Consider the following 26,064-nt stretch of genomic DNA (forward strand, 5'->3'; position numbering starts at 1 on the left):
CGCGCTGGGCGGCAGCCTTCTAAGTCAAAGCAAGCCGTTTGCAGGTTCCGCGTCGATCAAGGCGATCTCGTTCACGTCTCGTCGGCGTTCCCATTCGGCCATTTTTCTCGACGCGATCCTCTTACCGCTTTCAGGAGAAAAACATTGAAATACAACTTTAACAGGTAAATACTCCATCAAACTTCAACCTTTGATTGGGTGGGCGGCGATGGGCGAGCGGCCGAAGCAAAAGCGGCCCGTGTCGGAGGCCAAGGACCCGTCCAGGACGCCCGACCCCGGCGTGGAAAGCCCGGACGGCAGGTTGAGCCGGCTTTCCGCGCTGGCCGCAGGTGCCGTATCCGCGACACCCGCAGCGGTGATACAGCAGAAAGCGGCCCGAAGCCCTCACACGTCCAGCGCAACTGCGCTCCAGCGGCAGGCCGATCGCAGGAACATGACCGGCATGCCCGATGACTTGAAATCCGGCATTGAGGCCGCATCGGGTATGGATCTGTCCGGCGTCCGCGTGCATCGAAATTCAGGCGCGCCGGAACAGCTTGGCGCTGAGGCCTACGCGCAGGGAACCGATATCCACCTCGGTCCGGGGCAGGAGCGACATCTGCCGCATGAAGCCTGGCATGTGGTGCAGCAGGCACAGGGACGGGTGCGGCCGACGTTGCAGATGGCGGGGGTCAGCATCAATGATGACCCGTCGCTGGAGGCGGAAGCGGAGGCAATGGGCAAAGGTGTTGCGCAGGCCAAGGTGCCCGCAAACAAGGGACCGCTCCAGATGGCGGCTGCGCCGGGGTCCGCAGTGGTACAGCGGGCGCGGGGCGACTACAAAGCGCTCTGGGACAAGGATCCGGCACTTGCCAAGATGTCTATCACGCAAACTTCGATTGCAGGCTACATGACGCGGGCGCAGGAGTTTGAGCAGGCGCTGGGGGCGGGGCTGTTTTCGCATGCGCTGGCCCATGAGGGGGCCAATGCGCTGATCGACGCGATCGAAACCCTGATCGGGTCGACCCAAGATGCCAACCGGGTCTTTGGCTCCATGCCGTCAGATACCGAAGCCGGTGCCATCCCCTCCGACAAGGTTGCAGAGGCCCGCGCGCAGGGCAACCTGCGCGAGAAAATGTACATGGTCTATGCGGCGATCCGCAGCGGGGCCGTCGCTTACAGGCTGGCTCAGGAAGAGGTAGTGGCGATCCCTCGTCGGCAGACGCAACAGGGTGGTCTGGTACCGGACACCCATGCCCTGACCAACCGCCATCTGCGCCGTCGCGATTCGGTCTCGACCCAGGACCGCGTGTCAAATTGGGATAATCTGACCCGCCGGGACCGGATGGGCAGACAGGAACTCGATGACAAGAATGCGCCACTCAGCTCGCGTGAAAAGCTGTTGACCCAGGGCAGCCAACACCCGCATTTCGTTCCGGGGTCGGCCGGCTATCTTCTCGAGGGGAACAGAAATCTGCAAGATACCAGCACAGGCGGTGCCGGTGCCACCAAGAGCTTCGCCCAGTATCAGCGCGAACGGCTGGCGCCTTTGGCCGCCGGTCTTTCGGGGTCGACCGACTGGTACTTCAATCTCGCCCGGCAGCTTGGTCTTGACGATACGGACCGGCGCAAGCTGCGGCTGGCCGCCTTGGGTCAGATGCTGGTCAACCGCGATCACTCGTACCACGAGATCATGCATGAGGCGCGCACGCAGGGGAAACTGAACGACTACGTCGACGAGTTGCCCGCCGGCTATGCCACGCTTGCACCGCTGGATCAGGCGCAGATTGCAGGCGCGGCGGGCAAGCCGCTCTTTCCTGGAGATCTCGAGGCTGCCGCGTTCAACACCGAGGACGCCAAGGGCCAGGCGCCGACCGGTCTGGCGCAACAGCACGGATTGCCAACCTCCAGCGGTTTCATCCATCTGGCCGGGCCCGCCACGCACAGGGCGTGGCTCCTGGGCGGCGGGGTCAAGGGCACGCATTATCCGGCCATTTTGAGAGCGCTCGATGCGTACAACACGGCGGCCACGGCCGATCTGAAAAAGGATGAGCTGCGAAAAGTCAAACGCCACAGCGAACGGTGGCTTGCGCGGCACAATCCGAACAACAGGAGCTCCAAAAAGAAACGCGTTGAACCTTTGGAATGGTTGGTGCTCAAGGCAACGGCGATGCTCGCGGACCAACCCGGGCCGCCACCGCCGGTTTGGGTCGACGCCGCCTATGACGATCCAGCTGCCGATCCCGTGGCCGAAGCCGCGCTCTATGCGGCAGTGCCCGATGCCAGTGCGGCCTATGATGCGGACAATGACCGGGCGGGCGGCACCATGCTGGTCAACCAGTTCGATCAGATCCGGGATTCCACGCCCGGTCTGGGCGAACACGGCGCGGTCAAGCAAGCCGGCTATGACGAAGAGAACATGGTCATGATGCGTGGTGCATTCGTGAACGCCGGCAACAACCAGAAATCAATGAAGGCGGCGAAGGAGTTTCTCGCGCTCAACAAGTATACGAAAGAGGGGTTCGAGACCTACAACCCGGTCCTGATCTACGCCGATGACGACAATGCAGCGTGGGGCATCGCCTACAAGCAGGTCATATCGGGGGCGCGGTTCAACCCGATGCTCCGGCAGCAGATCAGCACGCAGCAGGGGCTGAATGACGCCATCACCGCCGTCTTGCCCCGTGTGAAGAGGACCCAGCTGCCAAAGGCCCGCAAGGAAGCGGAACTGGCCGTCAGAGCGCTGATGCGCATGAACCCCTATCAGGGGGGGGTGCTCTGGCGCGGCGGCGGTACTGGTGGCGGCGCAGGCATCACCAGTTTCAGCAAGGAGTTCGAGACTTCCTTCGCGGCCCAGCAAGGCTACAATCCGGCGGTTTGTCTGATACGGCATTCCTCCGGGCGGGATATCTCCTTCATCAGTTCGAATTACGGCGAACTGGAGGTTGTCTTCCCGCCGGGTACGAACTTCAACGAGGCGCAGCGCTATCAGCCGGGTCAATGGCCGGCGATCTACAGCGCAATGGGAGGTCCGCATGCCAACGTGAAGGACCTGCTGCTTGTGACCGAGGCTTGACGTGGGGGCGATGTCCAAGGGCATGGCGGGTCGGAAGATCAGGTTCGGAGATGCCAGACGCATCACCCATTCGCCCATCTGATCCCGCTTGAGCGGTGGGTCGTGTTATGCGCCTTTCACCCACCGGACTGCTCTGCATGCCATCGCGCGATCAGCGTTCATGGGCGCGTTTGGTCGATTGGAGAGTGCCTCGCGGATGACAATTCGGCCAAAAAGGTCAGCGTCTTCGCTTGGCACGGCGTCTTTGAACCTTTCTTCGTCCAAGGGCGTTACATTGAGTGGGCTATGCCGGATACACTAGGCCCCATATGAGACTTTGTCGTCAAAGAGGATTGCCCAATGGTTCACCAGTTGCGTATTGCCGCCGTGCTGGCCTTGTTACCTTGTGTCGCCAGCGCCGAGCCGCTCCCCGCCTTGAATCTCGACCCAAGCGGCACGACGGTGTCCGGCCTGTCCAGTGGAGCCTTCATGGCCGTGCAGCTGCAGGTCGCATTCTCGGAACGGATTGCAGGCGCAGGCGTCATAGCTGGCGGGCCTTACGGATGCGCCGATGGCAACGTCTACCGGGCCATACGCGTCTGCATGAACGCCTTCCTGGGAGAGGCAGACGCCGAAAGTGCGCTGGAGGAGATCCAGTCGCTGGCTGCCGAAGGCCGTATCGACGATGCCAGTCATCTCGCCTCCGACCGGCTCTACCTCTTTCACGGTCAGGCGGATGATACGGTTGCGCGTGCTTCAATGGATGCGCTCCGCCAAACCTATGCGCTTCTGGGTGTGCCCGACGCTCGAATCGCCTACGAAACCGGGATCAACGCCGGTCATGGGTTTGTCACCGAACGTGGGGATCTGGAGTGTAGCACCACGGATCCGGATTTCCTGATCGATTGCGACTTCGACCAGGCAGGGGACATCCTCGGCCAGCTCTACAGCGATCTTCTGCCCGCGTCCGAGTCGCACGATGACCGGCTGCTGATGTTCGATCAGGCTCTGTACCTCGAGGATGCGGTCGGCATGGATGATACTGCTTTTGTCTATGTCCCCGAAAGCTGCGCAGCGGGTGCACCCTGCCGTCTGCATATAGCGCTTCATGGCTGCAAACAGGGCCGCGAGGTGATCGGCGACGCCTACGGCGTGAGCACCGGATACAACCGGTGGGCCGAGGCAAACGGCATCGTGGTGCTCTATCCACAGGCGAAGAGCATTCCGGCGCCATGGTGGAACTGGTTCGGCGGCAATCCCAACGGGTGCTGGGACTGGTGGGGCTATGCCGGTGATGACTACCTTAGTCAGAACGCCCCTCAGATAGCGGCCATTGCTCGCATGGCGGCCGCGCTCGGCGCCCCGCTCGCGGACTAGAGCAGACGCTCGGGGCGGCTTCACGTCGTGGCCAGTCCCTGCCGAAGCAGCGGTCTGTATCCGATGGCCACGGCAGACGTCGGTTTGAACAAGTTGGCGGTGCGCGGCGCGTGTCATCCGTCGGCGGTCGTCGGCTCTTGGCCAACGCGTGTTTTGATTTTTCCCAAGCCCGTGTTAGCGCTTGAGGCAATTGGGACAGCGGCGGAGTGGGCAGGGTGCGGATCATGGTGGCGTTGGCAGTTCTGCTGCTCGCGGGCTGCGCGGTACGCGAGGTGATGCTGGCGCCGCCGCCGAACCTCTATCTGGACGGGCAGAACTACCCCACCGACGAGGTGCCCGAAGTGCTGCGCAACGTCTCTCCACTCATGTTCTACGTCACCGACCGGGCGCCTGAAGAGACCGGGGAAGGCAAACTGCTCTACGGCACCGAACGGTCGAACTCGATGGCACTGGGCGCGGTGCAGGTACAATTCGGCGCCGCGGACTGGGAAGACCTTGTTGCGCGGACGTCGGTCGATGGCGGCGGACGGATTTCGCAACTCGACGTGCAGGAGGCCTCCGAACTGGTGCGCTTTGCCGATGTGCCGTTGCGCACCCGGCGGCAGGATGGCGCGCTGATCTTCGAGCCTGAGGCGCTGCGCACCTATCAGGCGACCGGGCGGGCCTTTCAGGAGGCCATCCGGGCGGAAATCGCGCGCACGGGCAACCGGCGCGTGCTCATCTTCACCCACGGCGTGCGCAATGATTTCGACCGGGCGATGGCGACGCTGGCCAACCTCTGGCATTACGAGGGGCGCAGCAGCATCCCAATCGCCTTCACCTGGCCGGCGGGTAATTCCGGGCTGCTGAGCTATTTCCGCGATCGGGAAGCCGGCGATTTCAGTGTCTACCACGCCAAGGAGTTTCTCCGCCTGTTGGCCGAGATCCCCGAGTTGGAGGACATCGATATCGTCGCGCATTCGCGCGGCACCGACGTGATGTCGACGGCGATCCGCGAACTGGTGATCTATCACCGCGGGCGCGGGGTGCATCCGAAGACGGCGATGAAGGGGGGCACTCTGATCCTCGCGGCGGCGGATCTCGACATCGGGGTGGTCGAGCAGCGCCTGCAAACCGAGCGGGTGTCGGAGGCCTTCGAGCAGATCAATGTCTATGTGAACCCCAGCGACGGGGCGCTGCGGCTGTCGGCGATCCTGACCAGCGTGCCGCGGCTGGGATCGGTCACGCCGGATGAGGTGCTGCGGGAGGAGATCGAGCAACTCAAAACGTCCGAGCTGGTGCATTTCATCCGGGTCGAGCAGGTGCGCGGGCGCGGTCATTCCTATTTCCGCGAGAACCCGGCGGTGCTGTCGGATATTGTGCTGGCGCTCAGGACGCGGGCCTTTCCGGGCGGCACGCTGCGCCCGCTGGAGTTGGGCGAGGACGGGTTCTGGCAGCTGCATCCGAACTATCCGCTTGAGCGCTTGCCGGACTTGCTGCGGGTTGAAGGTAGTGACCGCTGAGAGCGCGCTCCGTGCGCTGATCGCGCGCTATGCCCAGCCCGGTCGGCTGGAGCACATCCTTGTGCGCCTGGCCCGGCGGGCGGAGGTGCTGCCCCAGACGGCAGCGGCCATCATAGCCCGCGGGATCGAGGGAGATCACGGGGCGTCGGAGAAACGGGCCGTGACATTGGTGCAGGCCGAGCATCTGGCCGTGATCGGCGCGATGCTGGGGCACGGGCCGGTGTCAGCGCAGGCGCTGCGGCGCAATCTTGTGATCGCCGGGCTGAACCTCGCTGCCTTGAAGGGACGGCAGGTGGCACTCGGCGGCGCTATTCTGGAAATCACCGACATCTGCGCACCGTGCAGCCGAATGGAAGAGGCCCTGGGCATGGGCGGTTATTCGGCGGTGCGTGGCCATGGCGGCTGGTGCGCGCGAGTGATCCACCCAGGCGCGATCCGCTGCGGCGATAGGGTTACTCCGCTTTGAGTGGCCATTGACAAGCGCTGCGGCGCACCGTTCAAGAGTGCGACGACGGTGAGGCGCAAGGCACGGCACGGATGGCAGAGGGTTTCCCCATGGCGCGCGCAGGCGAGGTGATCGGTCTTCTGGGCGGATCCTTCGATCCCGCCCATGAGGGGCATGCGCATATCACGCGCGAGGCGCTCAAGCGGTTCGGGCTGACCCGCATCTGGTGGTTGGTGAGCCCCGGCAATCCGATCAAGGCGCGCGGCCCGGCACCGCTGGCCAGCCGCATGGCGCGCGCCCGTGCCCTGATGCGACACCCGCGGGTCGAGATCACGGATATCGAGGCGCATCTGGGCACGCGCTACACCGCCGAGACGCTGCGGCATCTCATGGCGCGCTACCCCGGTGTGCGCTTCGTCTGGCTGATGGGGGCGGACAATCTGGCACAGTTTCACCGCTGGCAGGACTGGCGCGGCATCATGTCATCGGTTCCTATCGGTGTGATGGCCCGGCCGGGCGACCGTATCTCGGCGCGCATGAGCCCTGCCGCTAGGGTTTTCGCTGCCGCGCGCATTGCAGGGCGCGCATCGCATCTGCTGGGCCGGGCCGACGCGCCGGCGTGGTGCTTTGTGAATGTCCCGATGGTGGCACAATCCTCGACCGCAATCCGTGCGGCAGGTGGCTGGTCCGGAGCCGATACGGGGCCTCACGGAATTTTAAGCTCTGCGCCTTAGCCTCCCTGTTGTCTCTGACCGCGTGCTGAGGTTTAGTCACCGTTATGAGCAAAAGATCTTTGCCCACTCTGTCCCGCCGCGGCTTCCTTGCCGGCGCCATGGCCGGCGTTGCGCTTCCCGTCTCGGCCGAGGCGCCGGCGGTCTCGTTGCGGCCCCGGCTGCGCGATCTGCATCGTGGTCGAACCGCCGGGCTGGACCGCATGCTGCGCGATTCCGGCGTCAGCGGGCAGGTGGTCTTTGCGGTGGGGGATGCGGAAACCGGAGCGTTGCTGGAAGGCCGGCGCACGCGCGTGGGTATCGCCCCGGCCAGCGTGACCAAGGCGATCACGGCGCTCTACGCGCTTGATGTGCTCGGGGCCCAGCACCGGTTCGTGACGGAAGTGGTGGCAGATGGCACACTCGAGAGTGGCGTGCTGCAAGGCGATCTGGTGCTTGTGGGCGGCTGCGATCCTACGCTCGACACACGTGCGCTGGCCGGGCTGGCAGCGCAGCTGAAAGACGCGGGCCTGCGCGAGGTGCGCGGGCGCTTTCTGGTCTATGAGGACGCGCTGCGCCCGCTACGCTCGATCGATCCCGAGCAACCGGACCACCTCGGTTATAGCCCTGCGGTGTCGGGCATCGCGCTGAACTATAACCGGGTTCATTTCGAATGGAAGCGGGAGGCGGCGAAGACCTACAAGGTGACCATGGACGCGCGGACCGCCGGCTATCGCCCGGATGTGACGGTTGCGCGGATGACCGTCGTGGACCGGTCGCTGCCCGTCTATACCTATGAGGACGCCGAGACGCACGATCAGTGGACGGTCGCCCGCGGCGCGCTGGGCACGGAAGGTGCGCGCTGGTTGCCAGTGCGGCGCCCCGGCCTTTATGCTGGCGACGTCTTTGCGACACTGGCGCGCTCGCACGGGATCGTGCTGAAGACGCCCGAAGTCATCGCGACACGCCCCGAGGGCACGCTGCTGGGCGCCGTCAACAGCCCACCGCTGCGCGAGATCCTGCATGGGATGCTGAAGTACTCCAACAACCTGACCGCGGAAATGGTGGGACAGGCCGCCACCCGCGCGCGGGCGGGACGCCCGCACACGCTGGCGGCCTCGGCCCGGCAGATGAACCTCTGGGCGATGGAGGCGCTGGGGATGGAAAACCCGGCCTTTGTCGATCATTCGGGCCTCGGCAGCGGCAGCCGGGTCAGCGCGCAGGACATGCTGCTCGGTCTCACGGCGGCTCATCGCAACGCCACGCTGCGCCCGATCCTGAAGCCGGTCACCATGCGGGACGCGAAGGGGCGCCCGGTCGAGGACCACCCGGTGAAGGTGGATGCCAAGACCGGCACGCTGAACTTCGTGTCGGGCCTGGCGGGCTATATCACGGCGCCGGGCGGACGCGAGATGGTCTTTGCCATCTTTTGCGCCGATGAAGACATCCGCGCCACGATCACACGCGCCAACCGCGAACGACCTGAAGGCGCGCGCCCCTGGGCGAACCGCGCCCGGCGGCTGCAGCGCGCACTCCTGGCACGCTGGGGCGAGACGTTTGACGAAGCACAGACGATCCGGGACGCCCGGTTGGCCCCGACCAACCCTTAGGCGGGATACGCCCGTAGGGCCGCCACGGCGGGTTGCTATTCCATGTGGTCCTGCGTGTTTTCGTCCAGCCCGATGGTCTCGAAATCCATCTTGTCGTAATCGACGGAAGACTCGCTTTCATAGCCGGTGGGCAAGATCTCCTGTTCGAACGTCTTCAACATGGTCAGAATCTTCGAGCGGTGCACCTCGACAATCTGGGCAAAGAGCTGCAGATCCGACGGTTTCGACAGATCCAGCCGCTTGCCCCAGCTGGTTTCGTAGTACTGCTGGGTGCGCTGGTTCGCCAGCACCGCAACGATATCATGACCCCGCGCGAGGTAGCTATTGTGCAGCTTCGCGTTGCGCCGCGCCCAGCTGAGGATGCGCGTGGATTCGTCGAAAATCGAGGCCAGAGAGTTGTTGTTGCCCAGGTGATAGTCGTGACTGGTGCCGCCGACGGTCATATGCTTCTTGCCCTGCGCATCCTCGATGTAGGTCTGGGCATTGATATGGGTGTCCTGGATCTTGCCGCTCGGGGTCTTGGTGGTGTTCTTGAAGGCGAAGTAGTCGGTGGGCGCGCTGGTCTGCCACTGCGCCGACATCCAGCTGTGCTGCCCGCCCGAACGGGTCGGCGCGGTGGCTTCGATGCCCTGCATCTGACCCATGCTGCGCATAGCCGCCTGGTCCGACTGCGAGGTCAGCAGCGTCTCATTGAGCCTGCCCTGACGGGTGCTGTCGATGAAACCCTGGCGGTTCTGCGGCTGCTGCAGATCGGTCAGGAACTGCTGCTGGTCCTGCGCCTGGCCGCTGACCGCGAGGTTGTGGGTGCCCCAGGCCTGCCGGTAGGGCTTGGTGCCGCCTTGCGAGACATGCTTTTCAATGTTGGCTCGGAAGGCGGGGTCTTCGGGCTGCTTACTGCCCGATTTGCGGGGCCGGTCATCGATGAGTTCGCTGGCGAAGTCAGCCAAGGTGTCGTAGCTGTGCGTCGTCTGCTGGTCGCGCTCCATCTCCCAGACGGCCGCTTTCCAGCCAAAGGCGGGTTCGGAGCCGACGGTCTTGAACTCCTGCTCCAGCGCGGTGATGAGCGGGGTCTTGACGTAACTCTTGCGGGTGTTGGAGTGGGTGATGTTGAGCGACGGGTCGCCGTCCTTTGTGATGCTGACCTTGCGCTGCAGCGGCGCGCGCGCATCCGCCTTGCGTTGGAGGGCTGCGAGGCCGCGCACCGCGTCCGACCCATCCGCTTGGTGCTGCAGCGGCCCGGTGCCGCTACGTCCGGTGGGGCCGATCGGCGCCCTGCGTCTGGGACGGCGTGTGAACATCTGCATCCAGCCTCTCTCTGCCAACCTCTCCCGCAGAGTACGCCCGCACACGCACACGTCGAAATCACGAAATCGCGTGGTACGCTGCGGGCCTCAGGTCAGATGCCGCGCGCGCGCGCCGCGTTCGATGGCCGCCGCATGTAGCCGGTCGATATTGAGCTCATAGCGGATTTCTTCGAGCAGCCGGAGTTCCGCCTCGTCCAATGTGCCGTCGGCTGCGGCCACATCGCAGGCGAGCGCATAGCCGGTCTCGAAGAGCCGCTCGGGCAGCCCCTCGCGAATCAGTCCGAAGAGCGCGTCGAGCCCGTCTTCCTGCTCGAAGAGGTCGAACACGGCCTGGCTCACCGTCGTGAGACGGTCCTCGTCATAGTCCCCGAAAATCGGCAGGATCTGCACGGCGGATTGGATCTTGACCAACTCGGCCGTGCGGATGTCCTCGTCGGAGGCGGAGACCGCCACCATGAGGGCCACCAGGCTGTCCTGGGGCGAAAAGGAGTGGGGCGCGTCATCTTGCACGGAGGATTCACTTTCATCACGGGTCTTCGGCTGCCAGATTATTGACGCCAATGCTGCAACGCAATAGGGACGGGCGGACCCGGCGCATGGGGCGCGTGGGCAAAGCATCTGGTGAGATATGTCCGAGATCCGCGACGTTGCGATGACAAGCAAGGCCTGGCCCTTTGAAGAGGCGCGCCGGATACTGAAACGCTATGAGACAGCGCCGCCCGAGAAGGGCTATGTGCTGTTCTCGACCGGGTATGGCCCCAGCGGCCTGCCGCATATCGGCACCTTCGGCGAGGTGCTGCGCACGACCATGGTGCGCCGGGCGTTTGAACAGCTGTCGGACATTCCGACCAAGCTCATCTGTTTTTCGGATGACCTCGATGGTATGCGCAAGGTGCCGGGCAATGTGCCGCAGCAGGAGATGCTGGCCGCGCATATGCACAAGCCGCTCACGGACGTGCCCGACCCCTTTGGCGAGTTCGAAAGCTTCGGCCATCACAATAACGCCATGCTGCGTCGGTTCCTCGATACCTTCGGGTTCGAGTACGAGTTCATTTCCGCGCGCGAATTCTATCGCTCGGGGCAGTTCGACGCGGTGCTGTGTCGTGCGGCCGAGCGCTATGACGATGTAATGAAGGTGATGCTGAAGTCCCTGCGCGAGGAGCGGCAGCAGACCTATTCCATCTTCCTGCCGATCCACCCGGAGACGGGGCGCGTGCTCTATGTGCCGATGAAGCATGTGGATGCGGTCGAGCACACCGTTACTTTTGATGATGAGCACGGGCGCGAGTGGACGCTGCCGGTGACGGGTGGGAACGTGAAGCTGCAGTGGAAGCCCGATTTCGGGGCGCGCTGGGCCGCGCTTGGCGTCGATTTCGAGATGTACGGCAAGGAGCACGCGACGAACACGGCGATCTACGACCGCATCTGCGAGATCCTCGGCGGCCGCAAGCCGGAGCATTTCAGCTATGAGCTCTTTCTCGACGAGAACGGGCAGAAGATTTCGAAGTCCTCCGGCAATGGCATCTCCATTGACGAGTGGCTGAGCTATGCCAGCACCGAGAGCCTGTCGTATTTCATGTACCTCAAGCCGAAGACGGCCAAGCGGATGTACTTCGATGTGATCCCGAAGGCGGTGGATGAATACCACCAGCAGCTGCGCGCCTTTGAAGCCCAGGATATAGTTCAGCGGTTGAATAATCCGGTCTGGCACATCCATTCGGGTGACGTTCCGACGTCCAACCTGCTGGTGCCGTTTTCGATGCTGCTCAATCTGGCGAGCGTCTCGGCCGCGGAGGACAAGTCGCAGCTCTGGGGCTTCATCCAGCGCTATGCGCCTGAAACATCCGCGGAAACCCATCCCGACATGGATGCGGCCGCAGGCTTTGCGGTGCGGTACTACAACGACTTCGTGAAGCCGAAGAAAGTGTACCGGCTGCCCACCGATCTGGAGCACGCGGCGCTGGCCGATCTGCGGGATCAACTTGCCGCCTATGACGGGCCGGTCGAAGACGAGGCGCTGCAAAGCCTCGTCTATGCCTGCGGGCGCGACCGCTTCGAGCCGCTGCGCGCGTGGTTCACGGCGCTCTACGAGGTGCTGCTGGGCGCGAGCCAGGGGCCGCGCTTTGGCGGGTTCATAGCACTCTACGGGGTGCAGGAAACCGTCGCGCTGATCGACAAGGCCTTGGCAGGTGAGCTTGTCAGCGACGGCTGACCGCTTGCCCTGCGCCCGGCGCGCCTTACTCTTTTGACTGAAACAAGAGGGAGGCGCGCCGTGCGTACCATCATCATCGGGGCCGTTTTTGCGCTGGGTTTGGCGACGGCGGTGCCTGCGCAGGAGGCCGACATCCGGGCCACGATCAACAGCCAGCTCGACGCTTTTCAGGCGGATGACTTCGGTGCGGCCTTTGAATTCGCGAGCCCCAATATCCAGCGGCTATTCGGCACGCCGGAGAACTTCCAGCGCATGGTCACGCAAGGGTATCCCATGGTCTGGCGGCCCGCCGATGTCCGCTATCTGGAGTTGCGCGAAGAGGGCAGCACCTACGCCCAGCGGGTGATGATCACCGATCGGCAAGGGCGCGTGCACGTGTTGGAATACCGCATGCTAGAAACCGGCGCAGGCTGGCGCATCAATGGCGTGCAGATCCTCGACAGCAGCGAGTTCGCCGCCTGATCCGCCGCGGGCACCGTCACGGTGGTCAAGGGTGGCCTTAACCCCGGCGCGCTAGCTCTGGGCCACTCGCGATGGGCGCGATCGAGGTCAGAGCATGAACAAGGCAATCACCGATGGGGCGGAGTTGATGCCGCCCGCTTACGCGCAGGCCTTTGACGCCTACAGTGGCGGTTCTGGCGAGCCTGGCGCGTCGGGTTTGGGCCGGGAGTTCCATCTTGTCCAGGGTGATCCCGATTTTGGGACCTGTCTGGAACTGGAAAAGACCGAAAGCCTGCACCGCCTCCGATATCGGGGTGAAACGCCGCTGCTGCCGGGTTGCTATCTTCGGGTGTCGGTCCGCATCAAGCTCCTGGAGGGCCCTGCGCCCTCGGTGCGGATTGCCGGATTTGCGGGAGGGCCGGGCGGCGGAATCGTGGCCGATGCCCAGACGGAAGGGCCAAGCCTGCGCCTTGGAGCGCCTGGCGAGATCGTCGAAGTCTCCGCCATCGTTGGACCCGGCGCGCGTCTCGGTGTCGACATGGTCTGGGGCCCCGATGCACTCTATGGGCACTTCGGGCTCGATGTGACAGGGCCGAAAGGCGCCCGCCTGCGGATCGACAGGATCGTGATCGACGACGTGACCTCGGTCTTCTTCTCTCAACAGCTCTCACAGATCGACGTGCGCGATTTCGGCGCAGCAGGCGATGGGATCACGGATGACAGCGACGCCTTCGAGGCCGCAGATGCCGCAGCCGAAGGCCGCAGCTTGCTCGTGCCCCGAGGGTGCTTCTTTCTGGGCCGCGACGTCGCCCTTTCGGCGCAGGTGCGGTTCGAAGGCCGGGTGGCAATGCCGGAAGCGGCGGTGCTGTTGCTGTGTCAGCAGTTCGATCTGCCAAGCTACGCCGCCGCATTCGCCGATATGACACTGGCCCTGCGCAAGGGGCTACAGGCCCTGATGGCACCTGATGCGCCGAACCGGTTCGATATGAAAGGGCTGGCAGTCACCCTGAGCGAACCCTTGCGGCTGCCTGCACCCCGCCGCACCGCCACGCCCCATGTGCGCAAGACGCTGTGCAACGGGCAGATCACTGCGGCCGCCGGGCCGGACTGGATCCCGTGGGAGCGGCGGGTGCGGGTCGAGTGGTCGCCGGACCAGCCGCGGGTGCTGAGCGACGCAGCTATCGCCGGGCAGGTGCCGCCGGGCGCGCATGTTGCGGGCGCCGGCGTGGAGCCGGAAATCTATGTCGGCGCGACGGATGCGAAAGCCGGGCTACTCACGTTGAACGGTGATCTCGGCGGCGGCGCGGGGCAGCGCGATCTGACCTTGACCCGCTTCCGCTATCTCTTGGACTTCAGCGCGATGCCGGGGCTCTACGATCTCACCCTGTCGAACATCGAGCTTTGCTGCGAGGGGCTGGCCAGCGGCATCCTGCTGCCCCCGCGCGGCGCGAACCTCCGCCTTCAGGATTGCACGATCCGCGACATGCGCGACCGTGGGCTGACCTCCTGCGGTACCGGCTGCACCGGTCTTGTGCTTGATCGCAGCGCCTTCGTCAGTCGCCGCCGCACCGCGCTGCCGCATCTGGGCTTCAATGCGGGCTCCAGCGGTCTGCGGATCGTGAACTGCCGCTCTGACGGGCCGCATATGCTCGGACACTTCGCCGGTGCGTACATGTTGATGTCCGGCTGCCATCTGACCAATACCACCGGAGCAGAGCATCCCGGGCTGGTTCTCGCGCGCGGCTCCGTCGCGCTTCTCGTCGGCAATCACTTCGAAGACTGCACGGTGGTCGTGGGTGAAGGGCAGGACATACTCCAGCCCGACGGCAATCTCTTCTCCACTTCAGGTGATTGACCGGGTCAGAACTCGCGCCAGAGGCCGATCTTGAACTGCGTCTCGCCGCCCCCCGAGACGGGGATTTCCGCGCTCAGCTGGATCGTTGTGCGGCCCTTTCCGGGGCTGAGCAGCAAAGACGGCGCGAATTTGGTGAAGACCTCGCCGCCCTGGTGGGTCAGGAAGACCTGCGCCATGCCTTTGACGTGATCGGTGAAGCTGAGCCCGATGGTGCCATCGAGTTTGATCCGCGTCTCGAGGTCCTCGCCGGGGATGTTGAGGTTGCTGTCGATCACCGCCCAGCCGTAACGCTCGCCCACCTTTATGCCCCGCCCCCAGGAGAGCCCCGCCTCCACCGCTGGCGTGATCACGGTGTTGAGCGACCGCGCGCCCAGGCCGATGTGCCAGGCCCATTTGTGCGTGGCGTCCGGTTTGCTGAGCGGAAAGCGCAGGAAGACGATGCCCGAGCCCGACTGCTGCAGCGTGCGGTCGATGCCGTAGAAGAGGTCGGCGCCGAGGGTGATGGTGTCGCGCAGCCCGTATTCGAAATAGACCGAGCCCGAGACGTCTTTCTCCTCGGTGACGCTGCCGGAGGTGGAGATGAAGCCCTTGCCTCTTTCGCGCAGCCACGGGCCAGCGGGCGCGGTCTGCGCGCTTGCCAGCAAGATCCCAATGGCCAGCGCGAGGTGCCGCATCATACCAGTCTCCCGGCGCGGATCATGGTTAACGGGCCTTAACAATTGGTAAATGCCCGGGGGCAGCATGGATGATCCGATCCGCAATGCTTGCACAGCACGGTGAAGACAGGGTCGGAGCCTTGGGTGGGCGAAAAGCGCCCTCACCCCCATCGAGGCGGATCGGGCGCTGCGCGGCGGTCGCCGCGGGGCGAAAGGCTTCACCGCGAGCGCTGGTCTCGCGACGTGGGGTCCTAAACCCCGGCGCGCCCCTCGCAGCGGCGGAACTGCTCGACGGGCTCTGCCGCCCCGTCCAGCGGGATTGCGACGCGCTGATCTCCCACGGTCGCGATGGCCGCTTGGTTGAAGGCCAACCCGCGCAGCACGTTGCCGAAGCCACGGTCGGTGACCGTGAGCGCCGTGCCGTCGGCGCTCAACTGGTGCCGGTCGGTCGCGATGCTAAGCGCCGCGCCCCCTTCGAAGCCCATCGAGAACACCGGCGCCGGGGTCCAGGGCGCGGGCAGCGTAAGCGTGATCGAATAGAGCGGCTCGGTCGGGTCATGGGTGAGTTCGACCGCCACGTCCGCCGTCTCATGGGTGAGGCGGCAGGGCAGGCCGGGCGTGAACTCCCAGGCCTGGGCCGTGGTGGCCGCGCAAATCAGAGCGGGCAGGGTCAACTTCATGGCGCAAAGCTAGGCTGGCGGCGGGGCTTGACCAGCCCGGGCGGATTCTCGGGCCTGCCGGATGAAAACCGGCACCAGCGCCCCTACATGTATCGGAACGTAACGCAACAATAGGAGACCGCCTTATGAAATGCCCCGTGGATGGAGCAACACTTGTGATCACCGATCGCAGCGGGGTCGAGATCGACTATTGCCCGGAGTGCCGCGGGGTCTGGTTGGACCGGGGCGAACTCGACAAGATCATCGACCGCAGTGCCTCCGCACCTCCGCCGCCGCCGCAACAGCGCGGCTATGACGACCGGGGCGACCGAGGGTATCGCAAGAAGAAGCGCGGCGGCTTCCTCGACGAGCTGTTCGACTTCTAGGCGAGGCGGCTCATCAGCACCATGGAGAGCAGCGCGCAGCTGAGGCCTGCATACTCGCGCGCGTGTAGGGCCTCGCCGAACCAGACCGCGCCGATGACCGCCAGAGCGACAAGCGTGAGCATGGAATAGGCCACGCCCGCCTGCGCGAGGGTCACGTGTTGCATGGCGTAGAACCAGAAGAGCGCCGAGACGCCGTAGAGCGCCACGCCGATGGCGACATAGGTCGAGGTGATCGTGTGCCCCGCGTCGGCGGCGGTTTTGATCGCGAAGTCGCCGATGATGACGATGAGCGCGGTGAAAAGGGCGAAGGCGTAGCCGAAGGCAAATTGGGTCATAAATACTCGCGGTTTGAAAAGGGTTTGGTTTGAAATGCCGCGAGTATAGCACAAAACCCGTCCCCGCGCATCTTGGGCTTGAGTTGCGCGGTTCGCTCGCCACCCAAACCAGCCGTGCTCCGCACGGCAGCGCCCTACCCTCCCCCCAGGGAGGGCGCTTCACGCCCCCTAGGGTCGGGCGCCTAGTTTCCTCACCACAGGTGAGTCTATCTATCTTTTAATCCTTGAAGCCATTCGATTAGTCCGGTTTTGTCTCTCAACTCCAATCGATTTGGCATGTAGTCTTTCCATTCATCCGCGACCGAAGGTGCAAACACCGAAGTAGTCGTTATCACCGCTTTCGATGCATTGGTGTTGCGGTAAAGAGTACCCATCATTGCACGAACATCGTTAGGGCTGACGGCGCGCCCTTTGCAGAAAGCTTTGCACTGGTCGATGATCCGAAAGGCCCCGAAACCTTTCTTCTCGGCAATCACATCCTTGCCACCGTCACCACTTTGCGGAGTCAAAGTGACGCTGAAACCATCCTTTTCATAGCTTGCCGCAACAAACTCTTCGAACTTTCTTGGAGATTGCGAGAAGTCGTGGATCAAATCCGGATTGTTTTCAAGTTGATTGAGAATCTCCAACCAAGGGAATGCAAGGGCTCGTATCAACGACCCTTCGCTGGTTGTCTCTGCAAGCTCTAGAATTTCCGTAGGAAGGATCAGGTCTAACGGTAGCTTGTCTAAGTCTTCCTTTGGGGCAGCGGGAACATGGGTTGATCCAGACAAGTTGAGATTCGAGATTCCAAGAGTAAGCGCCATTTTTCTACCGCCCCTTCCGCTTCCGCCGCGTGCCACCCCGCATGCCGCCGCGGCCCATGGTGCTGCGGCCTGAGGCTTTTTGGGCGTCGTCGACGGCCTTCTCCACGGCATATTGCCGGGCCATGGGGTCGTCGGCGATGGCGAGATCCACCGCCTCAAGCCGTTTGACCTCGTCGCGCAGGCGGGCGGCCTCTTCGAATTCGAGGTTCTCGGCGGCCTTGCGCATGTCGGCGCGCAACCCGTCCAAAACGGCCTGCAGGTTGCCGCCGGCGAGGCTCTTGTCGACCTGGGCGGTCACGCGGTTCATGTCCACGTCGCCCTTGTAGAGCCCGGCGAGGATGTCCTCGACGTTCTTCTTCACCGTCTCGGGCGTGATCCCGTGTTCCTCGTTATAGGCGATCTGCTTGGCGCGGCGGCGGTCGGTCTCGGCCAGCGCGCGCTCCATCGAGCCGGTGATCTTGTCGGCATACATGATCACCCGGCCATCGGCGTTGCGCGCCGCGCGGCCAATGGTCTGGATGAGCGAGGTTTCGGAGCGCAGGAACCCCTCCTTGTCCGCGTCGAGGATCGCGACCAGCCCGCATTCGGGAATGTCGAGCCCTTCGCGCAGCAGGTTGATGCCGATCAGCACGTCGAAAGCGCCCAAGCGCAGGTCGCGCAGGATCTCGATGCGTTCGATGGTGTCGATGTCGGAGTGCATGTAGCGCACACGGATGCCCTGTTCGTGCATGTATTCGGTGAGATCCTCGGCCATGCGTTTGGTCAGCGTGGTGCAGAGCGTGCGGTAGCCGGCCTCGGCGACGCGGCGCACCTCGTCGAGCAGATCGTCCACCTGCATCTCGACGGGGCGGATTTCGACCTCCGGGTCCAGCAGGCCGGTGGGGCGGATCACCTGTTCGGTGAAGACGCCGCCGGTCTGTTCGATCTCCCAGGCGGCGGGGGTGGCGGAGACGAAGACGGATTGGGGCCGCATCGCGTCCCATTCCTCGAACTTGAGGGGGCGGTTGTCCATGCAGGAGGGCAGGCGGAAGCCGTGTTCGGCGAGCGTGAACTTGCGGCGGTAGTCGCCCTTGTACATGCCGCCGATCTGCGGAACGGAGACGTGGGATTCATCGGCAAAGACGATGGCGTGATCGGGGATGAATTCAAAGAGCGTGGGGGGCGGCTCGCCCGGCGCGCGACCCGTGAGATAGCGCGAATAGTTCTCAATCCCATTGCAGACGCCTGTGGCCTCCAACATCTCCAGATCGAAATTCGTTCGCTGCTCCAGCCGCTGAGCTTCGAGCAATTTGCCATCGTTTACAAGCTGGTCCAGCCTGATCTTCAGCTCTTTCTTGATGCCAATGATCGCCTGCTGCATCGTCGGCTTCGGCGTCACATAGTGGCTGTTGGCATAAACGCGGATCTGGTCGAAGCTGTCGGTTTTTTCACCGGTCAGAGGGTCAAACTCGGTGATAGATTCCAGCTCTTCGCCGAAAAAAGACAACTTCCAGGCGCGGTCTTCCAGGTGGGCGGGGAAGATTTCCAAGGAATCGCCGCGGACGCGGAACGACCCGCGCTGGAACGCCTGATCATTGCGGCGGTATTGCTGGGCCACAAGGTCGGCCATGACCTGCCGCTGGTCGTACATCTTGCCGACCTTGAGGTCCTGCGTCATGGCGCCATAGGTCTCGACCGACCCGATGCCGTAGATGCAGGAGACGGAGGCCACGATGATCACATCGTCCCGCTCCAGCAGCGCCCGGGTGGCGGAGTGGCGCATCCGGTCGATCTGTTCGTTGATCTGGCTTTCCTTCTCGATGTAGGTGTCCGACCGCGGCACGTAAGCTTCGGGCTGGTAGTAGTCGTAGTAGCTGACGAAATACTCCACCGCGTTGTCCGGGAAGAAGCCCTTGAACTCACCGTAAAGCTGCGCGGCGAGCGTCTTGTTGGGCGCGAGGATGATCGCGGGGCGCTGGGTCTCCTCGATCACCTTGGCCATGGTGAAGGTCTTGCCGGTGCCGGTGGCGCCCAGCAGCACCTGGTCGCGCTCGCCATCCAGCACGCCCGCGCTGAGCTCAGCAATCGCGGTGGGCTGGTCGCCTGCCGGCTCGAAGTCCGTCGCCATCACGAACTTCTTGCCACCCTCCAGCTTGGCGCGGCTGCGCACGTCGGGGGCCGGGTTGGCCATGATGACGGGGGCGTCGGACGAATCGGTCTGGGCGTAGGGCATGAGGGCTCCTTTGCAGGTCCCCTCCAAGGTGCCACGAATTGTCAGGGGTTCAAGGGGCGCTGCCGCCGCTCGTGACAAAAACTGTCAGCTGGGCAGGCGGTGCCGCGTGCCTGTGTGCTGCCCGATCAACTGGCACCCGAGCGTGCGGGTCAGCGCCTCGGTCAGTTCCTCCAACGTCTCGGCCGAGGCATAGGTGCCGCCGGTGCGATCCGCGAGGCAGCGTGCGACGGTCACGCGGCGTTCATAACCTTCGTCCTGCGGGTCGTCCCAGCCAAAGTGGTCGTCACGCACCTTGAAGCCGATCACATGCACGGTGAGGTCATGCGCCTCCGCTGCCAGGTCCGAGGCCAGCGCGCAGGGCTGGCCGTCGCAGGTCTCCTTGCCATCCGTCAGCAGCACGATCACGCCCGGCGCTGCGCGATAATTCAGCACCTCGGCGGCGCGTTCCACCGCCTTGGTCAACGGCGTCTCGCCCGCCGGTTGCAGCCGTTCGACCGCGTCGATGATCGGGCCGGCGGCATCTGCGCGCGGGCCAAATCTCAGCTCGATATGGCCACAGGCCTCGGGCTGGCCGGGACCATAGATCACCAGGCCCACGCGGCGCAAGGCGGCGATCTGGGGTATGCTGTCCTGCACCGCGCGGCGCGCTTCGAAAATACGCGGCTCATCCAGCAGGTTGAACCCCATCTCGGACATCGAGCCCGAGCCATCGAAGACCAGCATCGCGTCATCGGTGCAGCTTTGCGAGGCGATAAGCGGCCCGGCGGCCAGTGTCGCCACCGTGGCCAGCATCACGCCGAGAGATCGTTTTGCCGTCATGGGCGCCTCCTTCTCGAACTCTCGCAAATGCCAGGCGGTGTGTCTATCCCGCCAAAATAGCGAGGCTTTGCAGCATTTGGCGTCTTGCTTCAGAACGGCAAATTGCCGATATAAGAGGCCGGAGATCTGAGGAGTTCTGCCATGCGTGCGCGCATCTATCAGCCTGCAAAAACCGCCATGCAGTCAGGCACCGCCAAGACGCATGACTGGGTGCTGGAGTTCGCGCCCGCGTCGGCGCGTCAGGTGGATCCGCTCATGGGCTGGACGTCGTCGAGCGATACGCAAAGCCAGGTACGGCTGCGTTTCGAGACAAAGGAAGAGGCCGTCGAATACGCCCGGGACAATGGTATCGAGGCCATCGTGCAAGAGCCCAAGAAGCGTCGCCCGAACATTCGCCCCGGGGGATATGGTGAGAACTTCGCCACTGGCCGGCGCGGCGCCTGGACCCATTGATCGATATCCGGCGGGCTGATCCGGCCGCTCCGCCTGTTGTTGCTCTGATCGAAGCGCACAACGCCCATGGCGATGCGCACTACCCCGCCGAAAGCAACCACCATCTGACACCGCAGGACTATGCCGACAGCGATGTGATGCTCTGGGTGGCGTGGCGCGGGCAGCAGTGTCTTGGCATGGCGGGGTTGCAGCCGCTGTCGCCTGACGCGGGCGAGGTCAAATCCATGCATGTGGCCGACATCGCGCGAGGTCAAGGCGTGGCCAACGCATTGATCGCTCATGTCATCGCGGCGGCGCGCGAGATGGGTCTGCGGAGTCTCTGGCTGGAAACCGGCAGCCGCGAGGCCTCTGCCGCGGCGCGCCGGCTCTATGAGAAGCATGGCTTCCGCTACACGGATCCATTCGGCTCGTACACGCATGACCCCGAAAGCGTTTTCATGACCCGCACGATCTGAGACTTGCGTGGGCCGCTTCGCTGCGGCATGAGTGACACCAGCGGTCCCTTAGCTCAACTGGATAGAGCAGCTGACTTCTAATCAGCAGGTTGAGGGTTCGAGTCCTTCAGGGATCGCCACCCGCCCTTGTTTTTATGGGTCCAGCCCGGTGATAGTGATGACCGCCTTCATCGGAAAATGATCCGAGCCGACATGCTCCAGCCGCCCGAAGGAGACGAGTTCGACGCCGCGCGTCAGGTAAAGCTGGTCGATCGGGAAGCGCATGATCCATGAATGTGCGTCGAAGCTCGGCAGCATCCCGCGGCCCACGCGCGGGTCGCGAAAGTCGCCGTAGCGTTTGAACCGCTCCGCCGTCCAGGACCAGGCCACATCGTTGAAATCCCCCATGGCCACCACGGGCAGTACAGTTCGGTCGGCCATCTGCGCCGCGCGCTTGATCTGGGCATCGCGCGCCTCGGTGTCGGTGCCAGGCACCGGGGGCTTCGGATGCAGACCGACAAAGAAGAAATCCCCCGTTGGCGCCGTCAGCTGCGACAGCACCGCAGGCGTGTCGTCATCACTCAGAAACACCATCTCAGCCCGGGTGACGGGCAGGCGCGTCGCAAAGACTGCGCCGTAGTAGTTCGAGAGCGGATGCCGCAGTACCGTCTCGTAGCGGGCCAGCTGGTCTTCGACCGCATCAACCCAGGTCTGATCCGTTTCCATCAGGAACAGCACGTCGGGGTCTTCGCGGTCGATCAGCGCGCGCAACCGGTCGTGGTCGGTGTTTTCCATCAGAACGTTGACCGCGAGGATGGAGACCTGCGCGTCCGCCGGCGTATCGGGCGCAAGCGCCAGCTCGGTCCGGACCAGCGGTGTGTAGGGCAGCACCCGGTATCCCTGATAGAGCGCACAGCAGATCAGGATCACCGCGCCGATGCGCGGCGGAGTGCCAGCGAGATAGAGCCCAAGGCCAGCGGTCAGCAGTGCGACACAGGCGATATGTACGCGCGGAAAGTCCCAGCCGCGCACCCACCACAAGGCGCTGTGGGTCAGCGGCGCCAGCGTCGTGAAGAGCACCAGGGCCACGAGTATCCAGAACAAGAGGGTGAGACCGAAATACATATCCTGCATACTCGCTTCTGACGACGGCCGCGCGCCGGACACGCCCTGGTGTCAACCACGCTGCCAGGGGATTGTTCCCCAGGCAGAGGCGAATTTGAAGGCCCAATGTGGTGGGCCTAGCGGGGTCGTTCGGCCCCGTCGTCGGGTACGATGACCCGCGTCGTGTCACCGGTTCGCAATACCTGCCAGCCGGCGGATGTGTGAGGCGGCAGGTCACCACAGTCGATCCCAGTCGGCTGGCAGAGGACGATCCGGTGCCCGCTGAACTGTTCCAGCCGGTAGGCAAGCGCCTGATCCGATTGGATGCCTGCTGACTGGCCCGCGGCACTTTGCGTTGCACGGCCGACGACATGCACGGGCCCCGGCAGGTTGGCCAGCGCAAGGCCGATGCTGCGGGTTTGTGTCTGCCACTGCTGGAAGCCCGCATAGCGCTGGTGAGTGACCGCGCCATAGGCCAACGTGAGGATTGCGGCCGCAACCACGCCGAGGCGGGACAGGGGTGTCTGGTCTTGGCTCAGCAGTTGCGCGCCGCGGACCAAAATCGCGGCGTAGAACACCCAGAGGAAGATCATCGCCCGGGGCGGCACCAGAACGCCGAGTTTGGCAGCCTGCACCACGACGAGGGCGAGCCCCGTCAGCAGTCCCGTGGCGAAGTACACGAGTTCCATCGGTGCCCGGCGGATCATCACGAGGGCCGCACCAAGCAAGCAACCGCCATGGACCAGAAGCAGCGGTATCGACCCCAACATCGCCTTCTCGAAGAACCGTGCAAAGGAGGTCTGCACCCAGGACAGATTGGCCCAGAGCCCCGCGATGCTCTCGGCGGGTTCGGCCTCGCGCCACTCTGCCAGTGGCACGCCGAAGATGCCATGCACCTGCCAGTTCAACGCATAGGTAATGAGGACCGCGCCAATGAAGCTGGCGGAGAACAGCGACAGCAGGCCGAAGAGGTCGCGCAGAGACCTCCTCTGCGTTGCGGCCAGGCAGAGCGCCAGCAGCAGGAGGGGATAGGTGGTGTAAGCCATGAAGGTGGCGACGATGAAGACGGGCAGCAGCCGCCGCGCCGTCGGCTGGGGGCTGCAACAGACGATCACCCCGTACAGTGCGACAAGCGCAAGGCCGGGCAGCAGCGTGTTGAACCACAATGAGATCAGCGTCGCCGGCGGCGCGACAAGGATCAGCGCCGCCATGAGCGCGGCCGCGGGCACCGATTTGTCCTGCCGTGTCGCTGCGACCGCAAGGGCGGTTGCGAAAATCGCCCAACAGATCTGGTACAGGGCGAAGTTCAACCAGGCGGGCGTGATCATGTCACGCAGATGCCAGACATAGTTCAGCCAGCGCCCCTCATGCAGGGTCTTGTTCCAGAAGGCATCCGCATGGCCGAGCAGGGCGGGGAAGTCGTCATGGCGGATCATCGGGTCGCGCAGGTTCGGCAGCGAGATGAGGGCGATGACCCCGAGCGCCAGCCAGAAGACCGGAGGGATCCGGAGCGGCATCCGCGTCGGCGCCTCTGTCATCTCCGCCATCGCCATCGGATCAGGCCGAGGCGTGCGCGCGGGCGGCGGCGGAACGCGCCCGGCGGGCCAGCAACGCGGCGCGCAGTTGGGCGATGCGGGTGACGGCGGGCTGTGGCAAGCGGCCAAGCACCGCACAGCGCAGGCGCCACAAGGCGTCGCCGCCGTTCTTCACCGCGGTTCCGGCGGGCACCTCATGGTGCAGCACCGCTTCCGGCAGCCCGGCCCGGCCCGCGTCGTTCACATAGAGGATCGTATTGTAGCGATACCAGGGCGCCACCGCCCGATTGTGGTGCAGATGCGGGCGCACACAGTCATAGGCGCGATACCCGCGCGCCTCGAACAGCCCTTGCCAATAGGAGAGCGGCCGCTCGTTAATGTGAAACTCGCCGCCCTGTCCCACAACCGCGGCGGAAAACAACACACGGTCGGACGCCGTGGTGAGGCTCTGCACCAGCGTCTCGGCTGCATCGGCGGGCAGGTGCTCGCCCACCTCGAGGCTCTGTGCAAGGTCAAAGCGGCGCCCGGTGGCAAGCGGCCGGGTCAGATCGGTTGGCAGGAACGCGTCACGCGCGATCTCGAGCGTGTCCGGGTCGACATACGCGCCATCGGCGCCGAGCACATCCGCAGCACTCGCGCGCTGCCATTCGTCGAGCCAGACGCCCCGGCCACAGCCCAGATCGATAACGCTCGCCGGGCGCAGCTGCGGGGAGAGCAGCTGCGTGACACTCTGTGCCGAGGCGCGCGCGCTTGCGTCGATGTAGTCGAAGAAGGTGCCGCTGTAGATGTGGCTCATAACGGCGTGCCTCCCACTTTGTGCCCTGCAAAGACCCAGGCGCTCATGACGATGTAGTTCTGCACCGGCAGCACCACCGTGACCATGAGCGCCGCGGCCCAGTCGGGCAGCGCGAGGCTCGGCGCGAGCCAGCCGGTGATCAGCGCGGAGGTTACAAACCCCAGACCCACCATCGCGCCAAAGCGCGCCATCTGTACGTTGTCGAGCAGGCGCTTGCGAAAGGTGAACCCGGCCTGACCGGCATATTGCAGGCAGATGGCGAGCCCGAAGGCAAGCGTATTGGCCCAGCCGCGCGACAGATCGAGCGCGAGAAAGCCCAGGTAGAGCAGCAGATAGCTCAGCGCCACGAGGCCGCCGATCAGGGCAAAGCGCAGCATCTGCATCAGGCGGACTTCCGTACAGCGGGCTTGGGAGGCTCCCGCGACTCCTCGCTGACGAAATAGAGCGGGCGGTTCTTGGCCTCGGTATAGAGGCGCCCAATGTATTCGCCCATGATCCCGAGCGTAAGCAACTGCACGCCCGAGAAGAAGCCGATCGCCAGCACCACCGAGGCCCAGCCCGGAGCCGTCTGGTACAGGATCAGCGAATAGGCAACGTAGATCGCCATGAGCGCGGTGATACCGAGGCTCGCAAAGGCGAGGCGCGTGGCGAGCTTCAGCGGTTTGGTCGAGAAAGAGGTCATCGCGTCGATGGCAAAGCGCAGCATAGCGCGGAAGGGGTATTTCGTCTCGCCCGTCTCGCGCGGTGCACGAGAGTATTCGATGCCGATCTGACGGAACCCGGCCCAAGCGAACATGCCGCGGACAAACCGCGCGCGTTCGGGCATGGCCAGAACCGCATCGAGCGTCTTGCGGTTCACCAGGCGAAAGTCACCGGTGTCGTGCGGGATCGGCACGTCCGACAGCGCGTTCAGCAGCCGGTAGAAGAGATGCGCCGTGGCGCGCTTGAACAGGCTCTCGCCCTGTCGTTCGATGCGGCGGCCGTAGACGACGTCATAGCCCTGGTCCATCATCCGCATCATGTCGCCGAGCAGTTCGGGCGGATCTTGAAGATCGGCATCAAGCATCATGATCCGCTCGCCCTGTGCGGCTTCCAGCCCCGCCGTCAACGCGATCTGGTGACCTCGGTTGGCCGAGAGCCGCACGCCGACGAGGTTGGGGCAGAACAGCCGGGCGTCCTGAATCGCTTCCCAGGTGCCATCGCTGGACCCATCATCAACGAGCACGATCTCCGCCGCGTCTTGCCAGGGCGCAATCGCTGCCGACAGCCTGTCGAGCAACGTCGGGATGATGTCTTCTTCGTTCATGCAAGGAACGACGATCGACAGAAACATGGTGCGGCCCCGCGCGATTTGACTCGCCGCAAAATTAGCCAGGCAA

25 protein-coding genes and 1 tRNA gene are annotated in these 26,064 nt (G+C 64.2%); 13 read left to right on the forward strand and 13 right to left on the reverse strand.

Annotated elements, in window-relative coordinates; genetic code table 11:
- Window positions 1-208 precede the first annotated feature (208 nt).
- From MUB52_RS08795 to dacB, 6 genes are all read left to right on the forward strand, one after another.
- Window positions 209-3,055, forward strand: a complete 2,847-nt coding sequence (locus tag MUB52_RS08795; RefSeq protein ID WP_263843836.1) for an eCIS core domain-containing protein — start codon at window positions 209-211, stop codon at window positions 3,053-3,055.
- A 339-nt stretch (window positions 3,056-3,394) separates the two neighbouring features.
- On the forward strand, window positions 3,395-4,411 hold the full coding sequence (locus MUB52_RS08800) for an extracellular catalytic domain type 2 short-chain-length polyhydroxyalkanoate depolymerase (RefSeq protein ID WP_263843837.1): 1,017 nt from the start codon (window positions 3,395-3,397) through the stop codon (window positions 4,409-4,411).
- A 224-nt stretch (window positions 4,412-4,635) separates the two neighbouring features.
- A complete protein-coding gene (locus tag MUB52_RS08805) occupies window positions 4,636-5,913 on the forward strand; it encodes an alpha/beta hydrolase (RefSeq protein ID WP_263843838.1) in 1,278 nt (425 codons plus the stop codon).
- The gene (locus MUB52_RS08810; protein WP_263843839.1) at window positions 5,903-6,379 is read left to right on the forward strand and encodes an MOSC domain-containing protein; all 477 of its coding nucleotides are present in this window, start codon (window positions 5,903-5,905) and stop codon (window positions 6,377-6,379) included. Before MUB52_RS08805 ends, MUB52_RS08810 begins: the two co-directional genes overlap by 11 nt.
- A 71-nt stretch (window positions 6,380-6,450) precedes the next feature.
- Window positions 6,451-7,092, forward strand: coding sequence for a nicotinate-nucleotide adenylyltransferase (locus MUB52_RS08815; protein ID WP_263843840.1), 642 nt, complete (start codon window positions 6,451-6,453; stop codon window positions 7,090-7,092).
- 44 nt (window positions 7,093-7,136) lie between these two features.
- Window positions 7,137-8,678, forward strand: a complete 1,542-nt coding sequence (gene dacB / locus MUB52_RS08820; protein WP_263843841.1) for a D-alanyl-D-alanine carboxypeptidase/D-alanyl-D-alanine endopeptidase — start codon at window positions 7,137-7,139, stop codon at window positions 8,676-8,678.
- Window positions 8,679-8,713: 35 nt separating this feature from the next.
- On the opposite strand, the gene MUB52_RS08825 is transcribed toward dacB, so the two are convergent.
- Entirely contained in the window at window positions 8,714-9,982 is a 1,269-nt protein-coding gene (locus MUB52_RS08825) for a hypothetical protein (protein WP_263843842.1), read from the reverse strand.
- A gap of 87 nt (window positions 9,983-10,069) precedes the next feature.
- Complete coding sequence (locus tag MUB52_RS08830) at window positions 10,070-10,492, reverse strand: tellurite resistance TerB family protein (RefSeq protein WP_263843843.1); 423 nt, start codon at window positions 10,490-10,492, stop codon at window positions 10,070-10,072.
- A gap of 118 nt (window positions 10,493-10,610) precedes the next feature.
- On the opposite strand from MUB52_RS08830, the gene MUB52_RS08835 reads away from it, so the two are divergent.
- The 3 genes from MUB52_RS08835 to MUB52_RS08845 all read left to right on the forward strand — a co-directional run bounded on the left by MUB52_RS08835 (window position 10,611) and on the right by MUB52_RS08845 (window position 14,490).
- Window positions 10,611-12,194, forward strand: a complete 1,584-nt coding sequence (locus MUB52_RS08835) for a lysine--tRNA ligase (RefSeq protein WP_263843844.1) — start codon at window positions 10,611-10,613, stop codon at window positions 12,192-12,194.
- A 60-nt stretch (window positions 12,195-12,254) separates the two neighbouring features.
- On the forward strand, window positions 12,255-12,656 hold the full coding sequence (locus MUB52_RS08840) for a DUF4864 domain-containing protein (RefSeq protein WP_318527412.1): 402 nt from the start codon (window positions 12,255-12,257) through the stop codon (window positions 12,654-12,656).
- Window positions 12,657-12,750: 94 nt separating this feature from the next.
- The gene (locus tag MUB52_RS08845; RefSeq protein WP_263843845.1) at window positions 12,751-14,490 is read left to right on the forward strand and encodes a right-handed parallel beta-helix repeat-containing protein; all 1,740 of its coding nucleotides are present in this window, start codon (window positions 12,751-12,753) and stop codon (window positions 14,488-14,490) included.
- A gap of 5 nt (window positions 14,491-14,495) precedes the next feature.
- Here MUB52_RS08845 and MUB52_RS08850 read toward each other — a convergent pair whose 3' ends face one another.
- The gene (locus MUB52_RS08850; RefSeq protein ID WP_263843846.1) at window positions 14,496-15,167 is read right to left on the reverse strand and encodes a hypothetical protein; all 672 of its coding nucleotides are present in this window, start codon (window positions 15,165-15,167) and stop codon (window positions 14,496-14,498) included.
- A gap of 230 nt (window positions 15,168-15,397) precedes the next feature.
- Window positions 15,398-15,826, reverse strand: coding sequence for a hypothetical protein (locus tag MUB52_RS08855; protein WP_263843847.1), 429 nt, complete (start codon window positions 15,824-15,826; stop codon window positions 15,398-15,400).
- A 125-nt stretch (window positions 15,827-15,951) separates the two neighbouring features.
- On the opposite strand from MUB52_RS08855, the gene MUB52_RS08860 reads away from it, so the two are divergent.
- Window positions 15,952-16,191, forward strand: coding sequence for a TFIIB-type zinc ribbon-containing protein (locus tag MUB52_RS08860; protein ID WP_263843848.1), 240 nt, complete (start codon window positions 15,952-15,954; stop codon window positions 16,189-16,191).
- On the opposite strand, the gene MUB52_RS08865 is transcribed toward MUB52_RS08860, so the two are convergent.
- The 4 genes from MUB52_RS08865 to MUB52_RS08880 form a co-directional block, all read right to left on the reverse strand.
- On the reverse strand, window positions 16,188-16,526 hold the full coding sequence (locus tag MUB52_RS08865; RefSeq protein WP_263843849.1) for a hypothetical protein: 339 nt from the start codon (window positions 16,524-16,526) through the stop codon (window positions 16,188-16,190). The two genes, MUB52_RS08860 and MUB52_RS08865, sit on opposite strands and share 4 nt — an antisense overlap.
- 206 nt (window positions 16,527-16,732) lie before the next feature.
- Window positions 16,733-17,332, reverse strand: a complete 600-nt coding sequence (locus tag MUB52_RS08870; RefSeq protein ID WP_263843850.1) for a restriction endonuclease — start codon at window positions 17,330-17,332, stop codon at window positions 16,733-16,735.
- A 4-nt stretch (window positions 17,333-17,336) separates the two neighbouring features.
- The gene (uvrB, locus tag MUB52_RS08875; protein WP_318527413.1) at window positions 17,337-19,544 is read right to left on the reverse strand and encodes an excinuclease ABC subunit UvrB; all 2,208 of its coding nucleotides are present in this window, start codon (window positions 19,542-19,544) and stop codon (window positions 17,337-17,339) included.
- 84 nt (window positions 19,545-19,628) lie between these two features.
- Complete coding sequence (locus MUB52_RS08880; protein WP_263843851.1) at window positions 19,629-20,363, reverse strand: vWA domain-containing protein; 735 nt, start codon at window positions 20,361-20,363, stop codon at window positions 19,629-19,631.
- Between the two features lie 141 nt (window positions 20,364-20,504).
- On the opposite strand from MUB52_RS08880, the gene MUB52_RS08885 reads away from it, so the two are divergent.
- From MUB52_RS08885 to MUB52_RS08895, 3 genes are all read left to right on the forward strand, one after another.
- Window positions 20,505-20,816 (forward strand): ETC complex I subunit, encoded by a 312-nt coding sequence (locus MUB52_RS08885; protein WP_263843852.1) that lies wholly within the window; start codon window positions 20,505-20,507, stop codon window positions 20,814-20,816.
- Window positions 20,813-21,271: a GNAT family N-acetyltransferase gene (locus tag MUB52_RS08890; RefSeq protein ID WP_263843853.1), complete on the forward strand. Its 459-nt coding sequence runs from the start codon at window positions 20,813-20,815 to the stop codon at window positions 21,269-21,271. Before MUB52_RS08885 ends, MUB52_RS08890 begins: the two co-directional genes overlap by 4 nt.
- Before the next feature lie 42 nt (window positions 21,272-21,313).
- Window positions 21,314-21,390 (forward strand) — tRNA-Arg (locus MUB52_RS08895).
- Between the two features lie 13 nt (window positions 21,391-21,403).
- On the opposite strand, the gene MUB52_RS08900 is transcribed toward MUB52_RS08895, so the two are convergent.
- The 5 genes from MUB52_RS08900 to MUB52_RS08920 all read right to left on the reverse strand — a co-directional run bounded on the left by MUB52_RS08900 (window position 21,404) and on the right by MUB52_RS08920 (window position 26,018).
- A complete protein-coding gene (locus tag MUB52_RS08900) occupies window positions 21,404-22,384 on the reverse strand; it encodes an endonuclease/exonuclease/phosphatase family protein (RefSeq protein ID WP_263843854.1) in 981 nt (326 codons plus the stop codon).
- Window positions 22,385-22,491: 107 nt separating this feature from the next.
- Window positions 22,492-23,892, reverse strand: coding sequence for a hypothetical protein (locus tag MUB52_RS08905; RefSeq protein ID WP_263843855.1), 1,401 nt, complete (start codon window positions 23,890-23,892; stop codon window positions 22,492-22,494).
- 19 nt (window positions 23,893-23,911) lie between these two features.
- A complete protein-coding gene (locus MUB52_RS08910; protein WP_263843856.1) occupies window positions 23,912-24,685 on the reverse strand; it encodes a class I SAM-dependent methyltransferase in 774 nt (257 codons plus the stop codon).
- On the reverse strand, window positions 24,682-25,068 hold the full coding sequence (locus MUB52_RS08915) for a GtrA family protein (protein WP_263843857.1): 387 nt from the start codon (window positions 25,066-25,068) through the stop codon (window positions 24,682-24,684). The genes MUB52_RS08910 and MUB52_RS08915 overlap by 4 nt, the downstream gene beginning before the upstream one ends.
- Window positions 25,068-26,018, reverse strand: a complete 951-nt coding sequence (locus MUB52_RS08920) for a glycosyltransferase family 2 protein (protein ID WP_263843858.1) — start codon at window positions 26,016-26,018, stop codon at window positions 25,068-25,070. The genes MUB52_RS08915 and MUB52_RS08920 overlap by 1 nt, the downstream gene beginning before the upstream one ends.
- Between the last annotated feature and the right edge of the window lie 46 nt (window positions 26,019-26,064).

This window comes from Roseobacter sinensis (assembly GCF_025755255.1).
Lineage (GTDB): Bacteria > Pseudomonadota > Alphaproteobacteria > Rhodobacterales > Rhodobacteraceae > Roseobacter > Roseobacter sinensis.

Coding starts and splice junctions, on each gene's coding strand:
- MUB52_RS08795 (WP_263843836.1), top strand. CDS start 209: ATGGGCGAGCGGCCGAAGCAAAAGCGGCCCGTGTCGGAGGCCAAGGAC.
- MUB52_RS08905 (WP_263843855.1), bottom strand. CDS start 23,892: ATGACAGAGGCGCCGACGCGGATGCCGCTCCGGATCCCTCCGGTCTTC.
- uvrB (WP_318527413.1), bottom strand. CDS start 19,544: ATGCCCTACGCCCAGACCGATTCGTCCGACGCCCCCGTCATCATGGCC.
- MUB52_RS08835 (WP_263843844.1), top strand. CDS start 10,611: ATGTCCGAGATCCGCGACGTTGCGATGACAAGCAAGGCCTGGCCCTTT.
- MUB52_RS08850 (WP_263843846.1), bottom strand. CDS start 15,167: ATGATGCGGCACCTCGCGCTGGCCATTGGGATCTTGCTGGCAAGCGCG.
- MUB52_RS08800 (WP_263843837.1), top strand. CDS start 3,395: ATGGTTCACCAGTTGCGTATTGCCGCCGTGCTGGCCTTGTTACCTTGT.
- MUB52_RS08920 (WP_263843858.1), bottom strand. CDS start 26,018: ATGTTTCTGTCGATCGTCGTTCCTTGCATGAACGAAGAAGACATCATC.
- MUB52_RS08900 (WP_263843854.1), bottom strand. CDS start 22,384: ATGCAGGATATGTATTTCGGTCTCACCCTCTTGTTCTGGATACTCGTG.
- MUB52_RS08845 (WP_263843845.1), top strand. CDS start 12,751: ATGAACAAGGCAATCACCGATGGGGCGGAGTTGATGCCGCCCGCTTAC.
- MUB52_RS08915 (WP_263843857.1), bottom strand. CDS start 25,068: ATGCAGATGCTGCGCTTTGCCCTGATCGGCGGCCTCGTGGCGCTGAGC.
- MUB52_RS08825 (WP_263843842.1), bottom strand. CDS start 9,982: ATGCAGATGTTCACACGCCGTCCCAGACGCAGGGCGCCGATCGGCCCC.
- MUB52_RS08860 (WP_263843848.1), top strand. CDS start 15,952: ATGAAATGCCCCGTGGATGGAGCAACACTTGTGATCACCGATCGCAGC.
- dacB (WP_263843841.1), top strand. CDS start 7,137: ATGAGCAAAAGATCTTTGCCCACTCTGTCCCGCCGCGGCTTCCTTGCC.
- MUB52_RS08885 (WP_263843852.1), top strand. CDS start 20,505: ATGCGTGCGCGCATCTATCAGCCTGCAAAAACCGCCATGCAGTCAGGC.
- MUB52_RS08855 (WP_263843847.1), bottom strand. CDS start 15,826: ATGAAGTTGACCCTGCCCGCTCTGATTTGCGCGGCCACCACGGCCCAG.
- MUB52_RS08870 (WP_263843850.1), bottom strand. CDS start 17,332: ATGGCGCTTACTCTTGGAATCTCGAATCTCAACTTGTCTGGATCAACC.
- MUB52_RS08865 (WP_263843849.1), bottom strand. CDS start 16,526: ATGACCCAATTTGCCTTCGGCTACGCCTTCGCCCTTTTCACCGCGCTC.
- MUB52_RS08815 (WP_263843840.1), top strand. CDS start 6,451: ATGGCAGAGGGTTTCCCCATGGCGCGCGCAGGCGAGGTGATCGGTCTT.
- MUB52_RS08910 (WP_263843856.1), bottom strand. CDS start 24,685: ATGAGCCACATCTACAGCGGCACCTTCTTCGACTACATCGACGCAAGC.
- MUB52_RS08880 (WP_263843851.1), bottom strand. CDS start 20,363: ATGACGGCAAAACGATCTCTCGGCGTGATGCTGGCCACGGTGGCGACA.
- MUB52_RS08805 (WP_263843838.1), top strand. CDS start 4,636: ATGGTGGCGTTGGCAGTTCTGCTGCTCGCGGGCTGCGCGGTACGCGAG.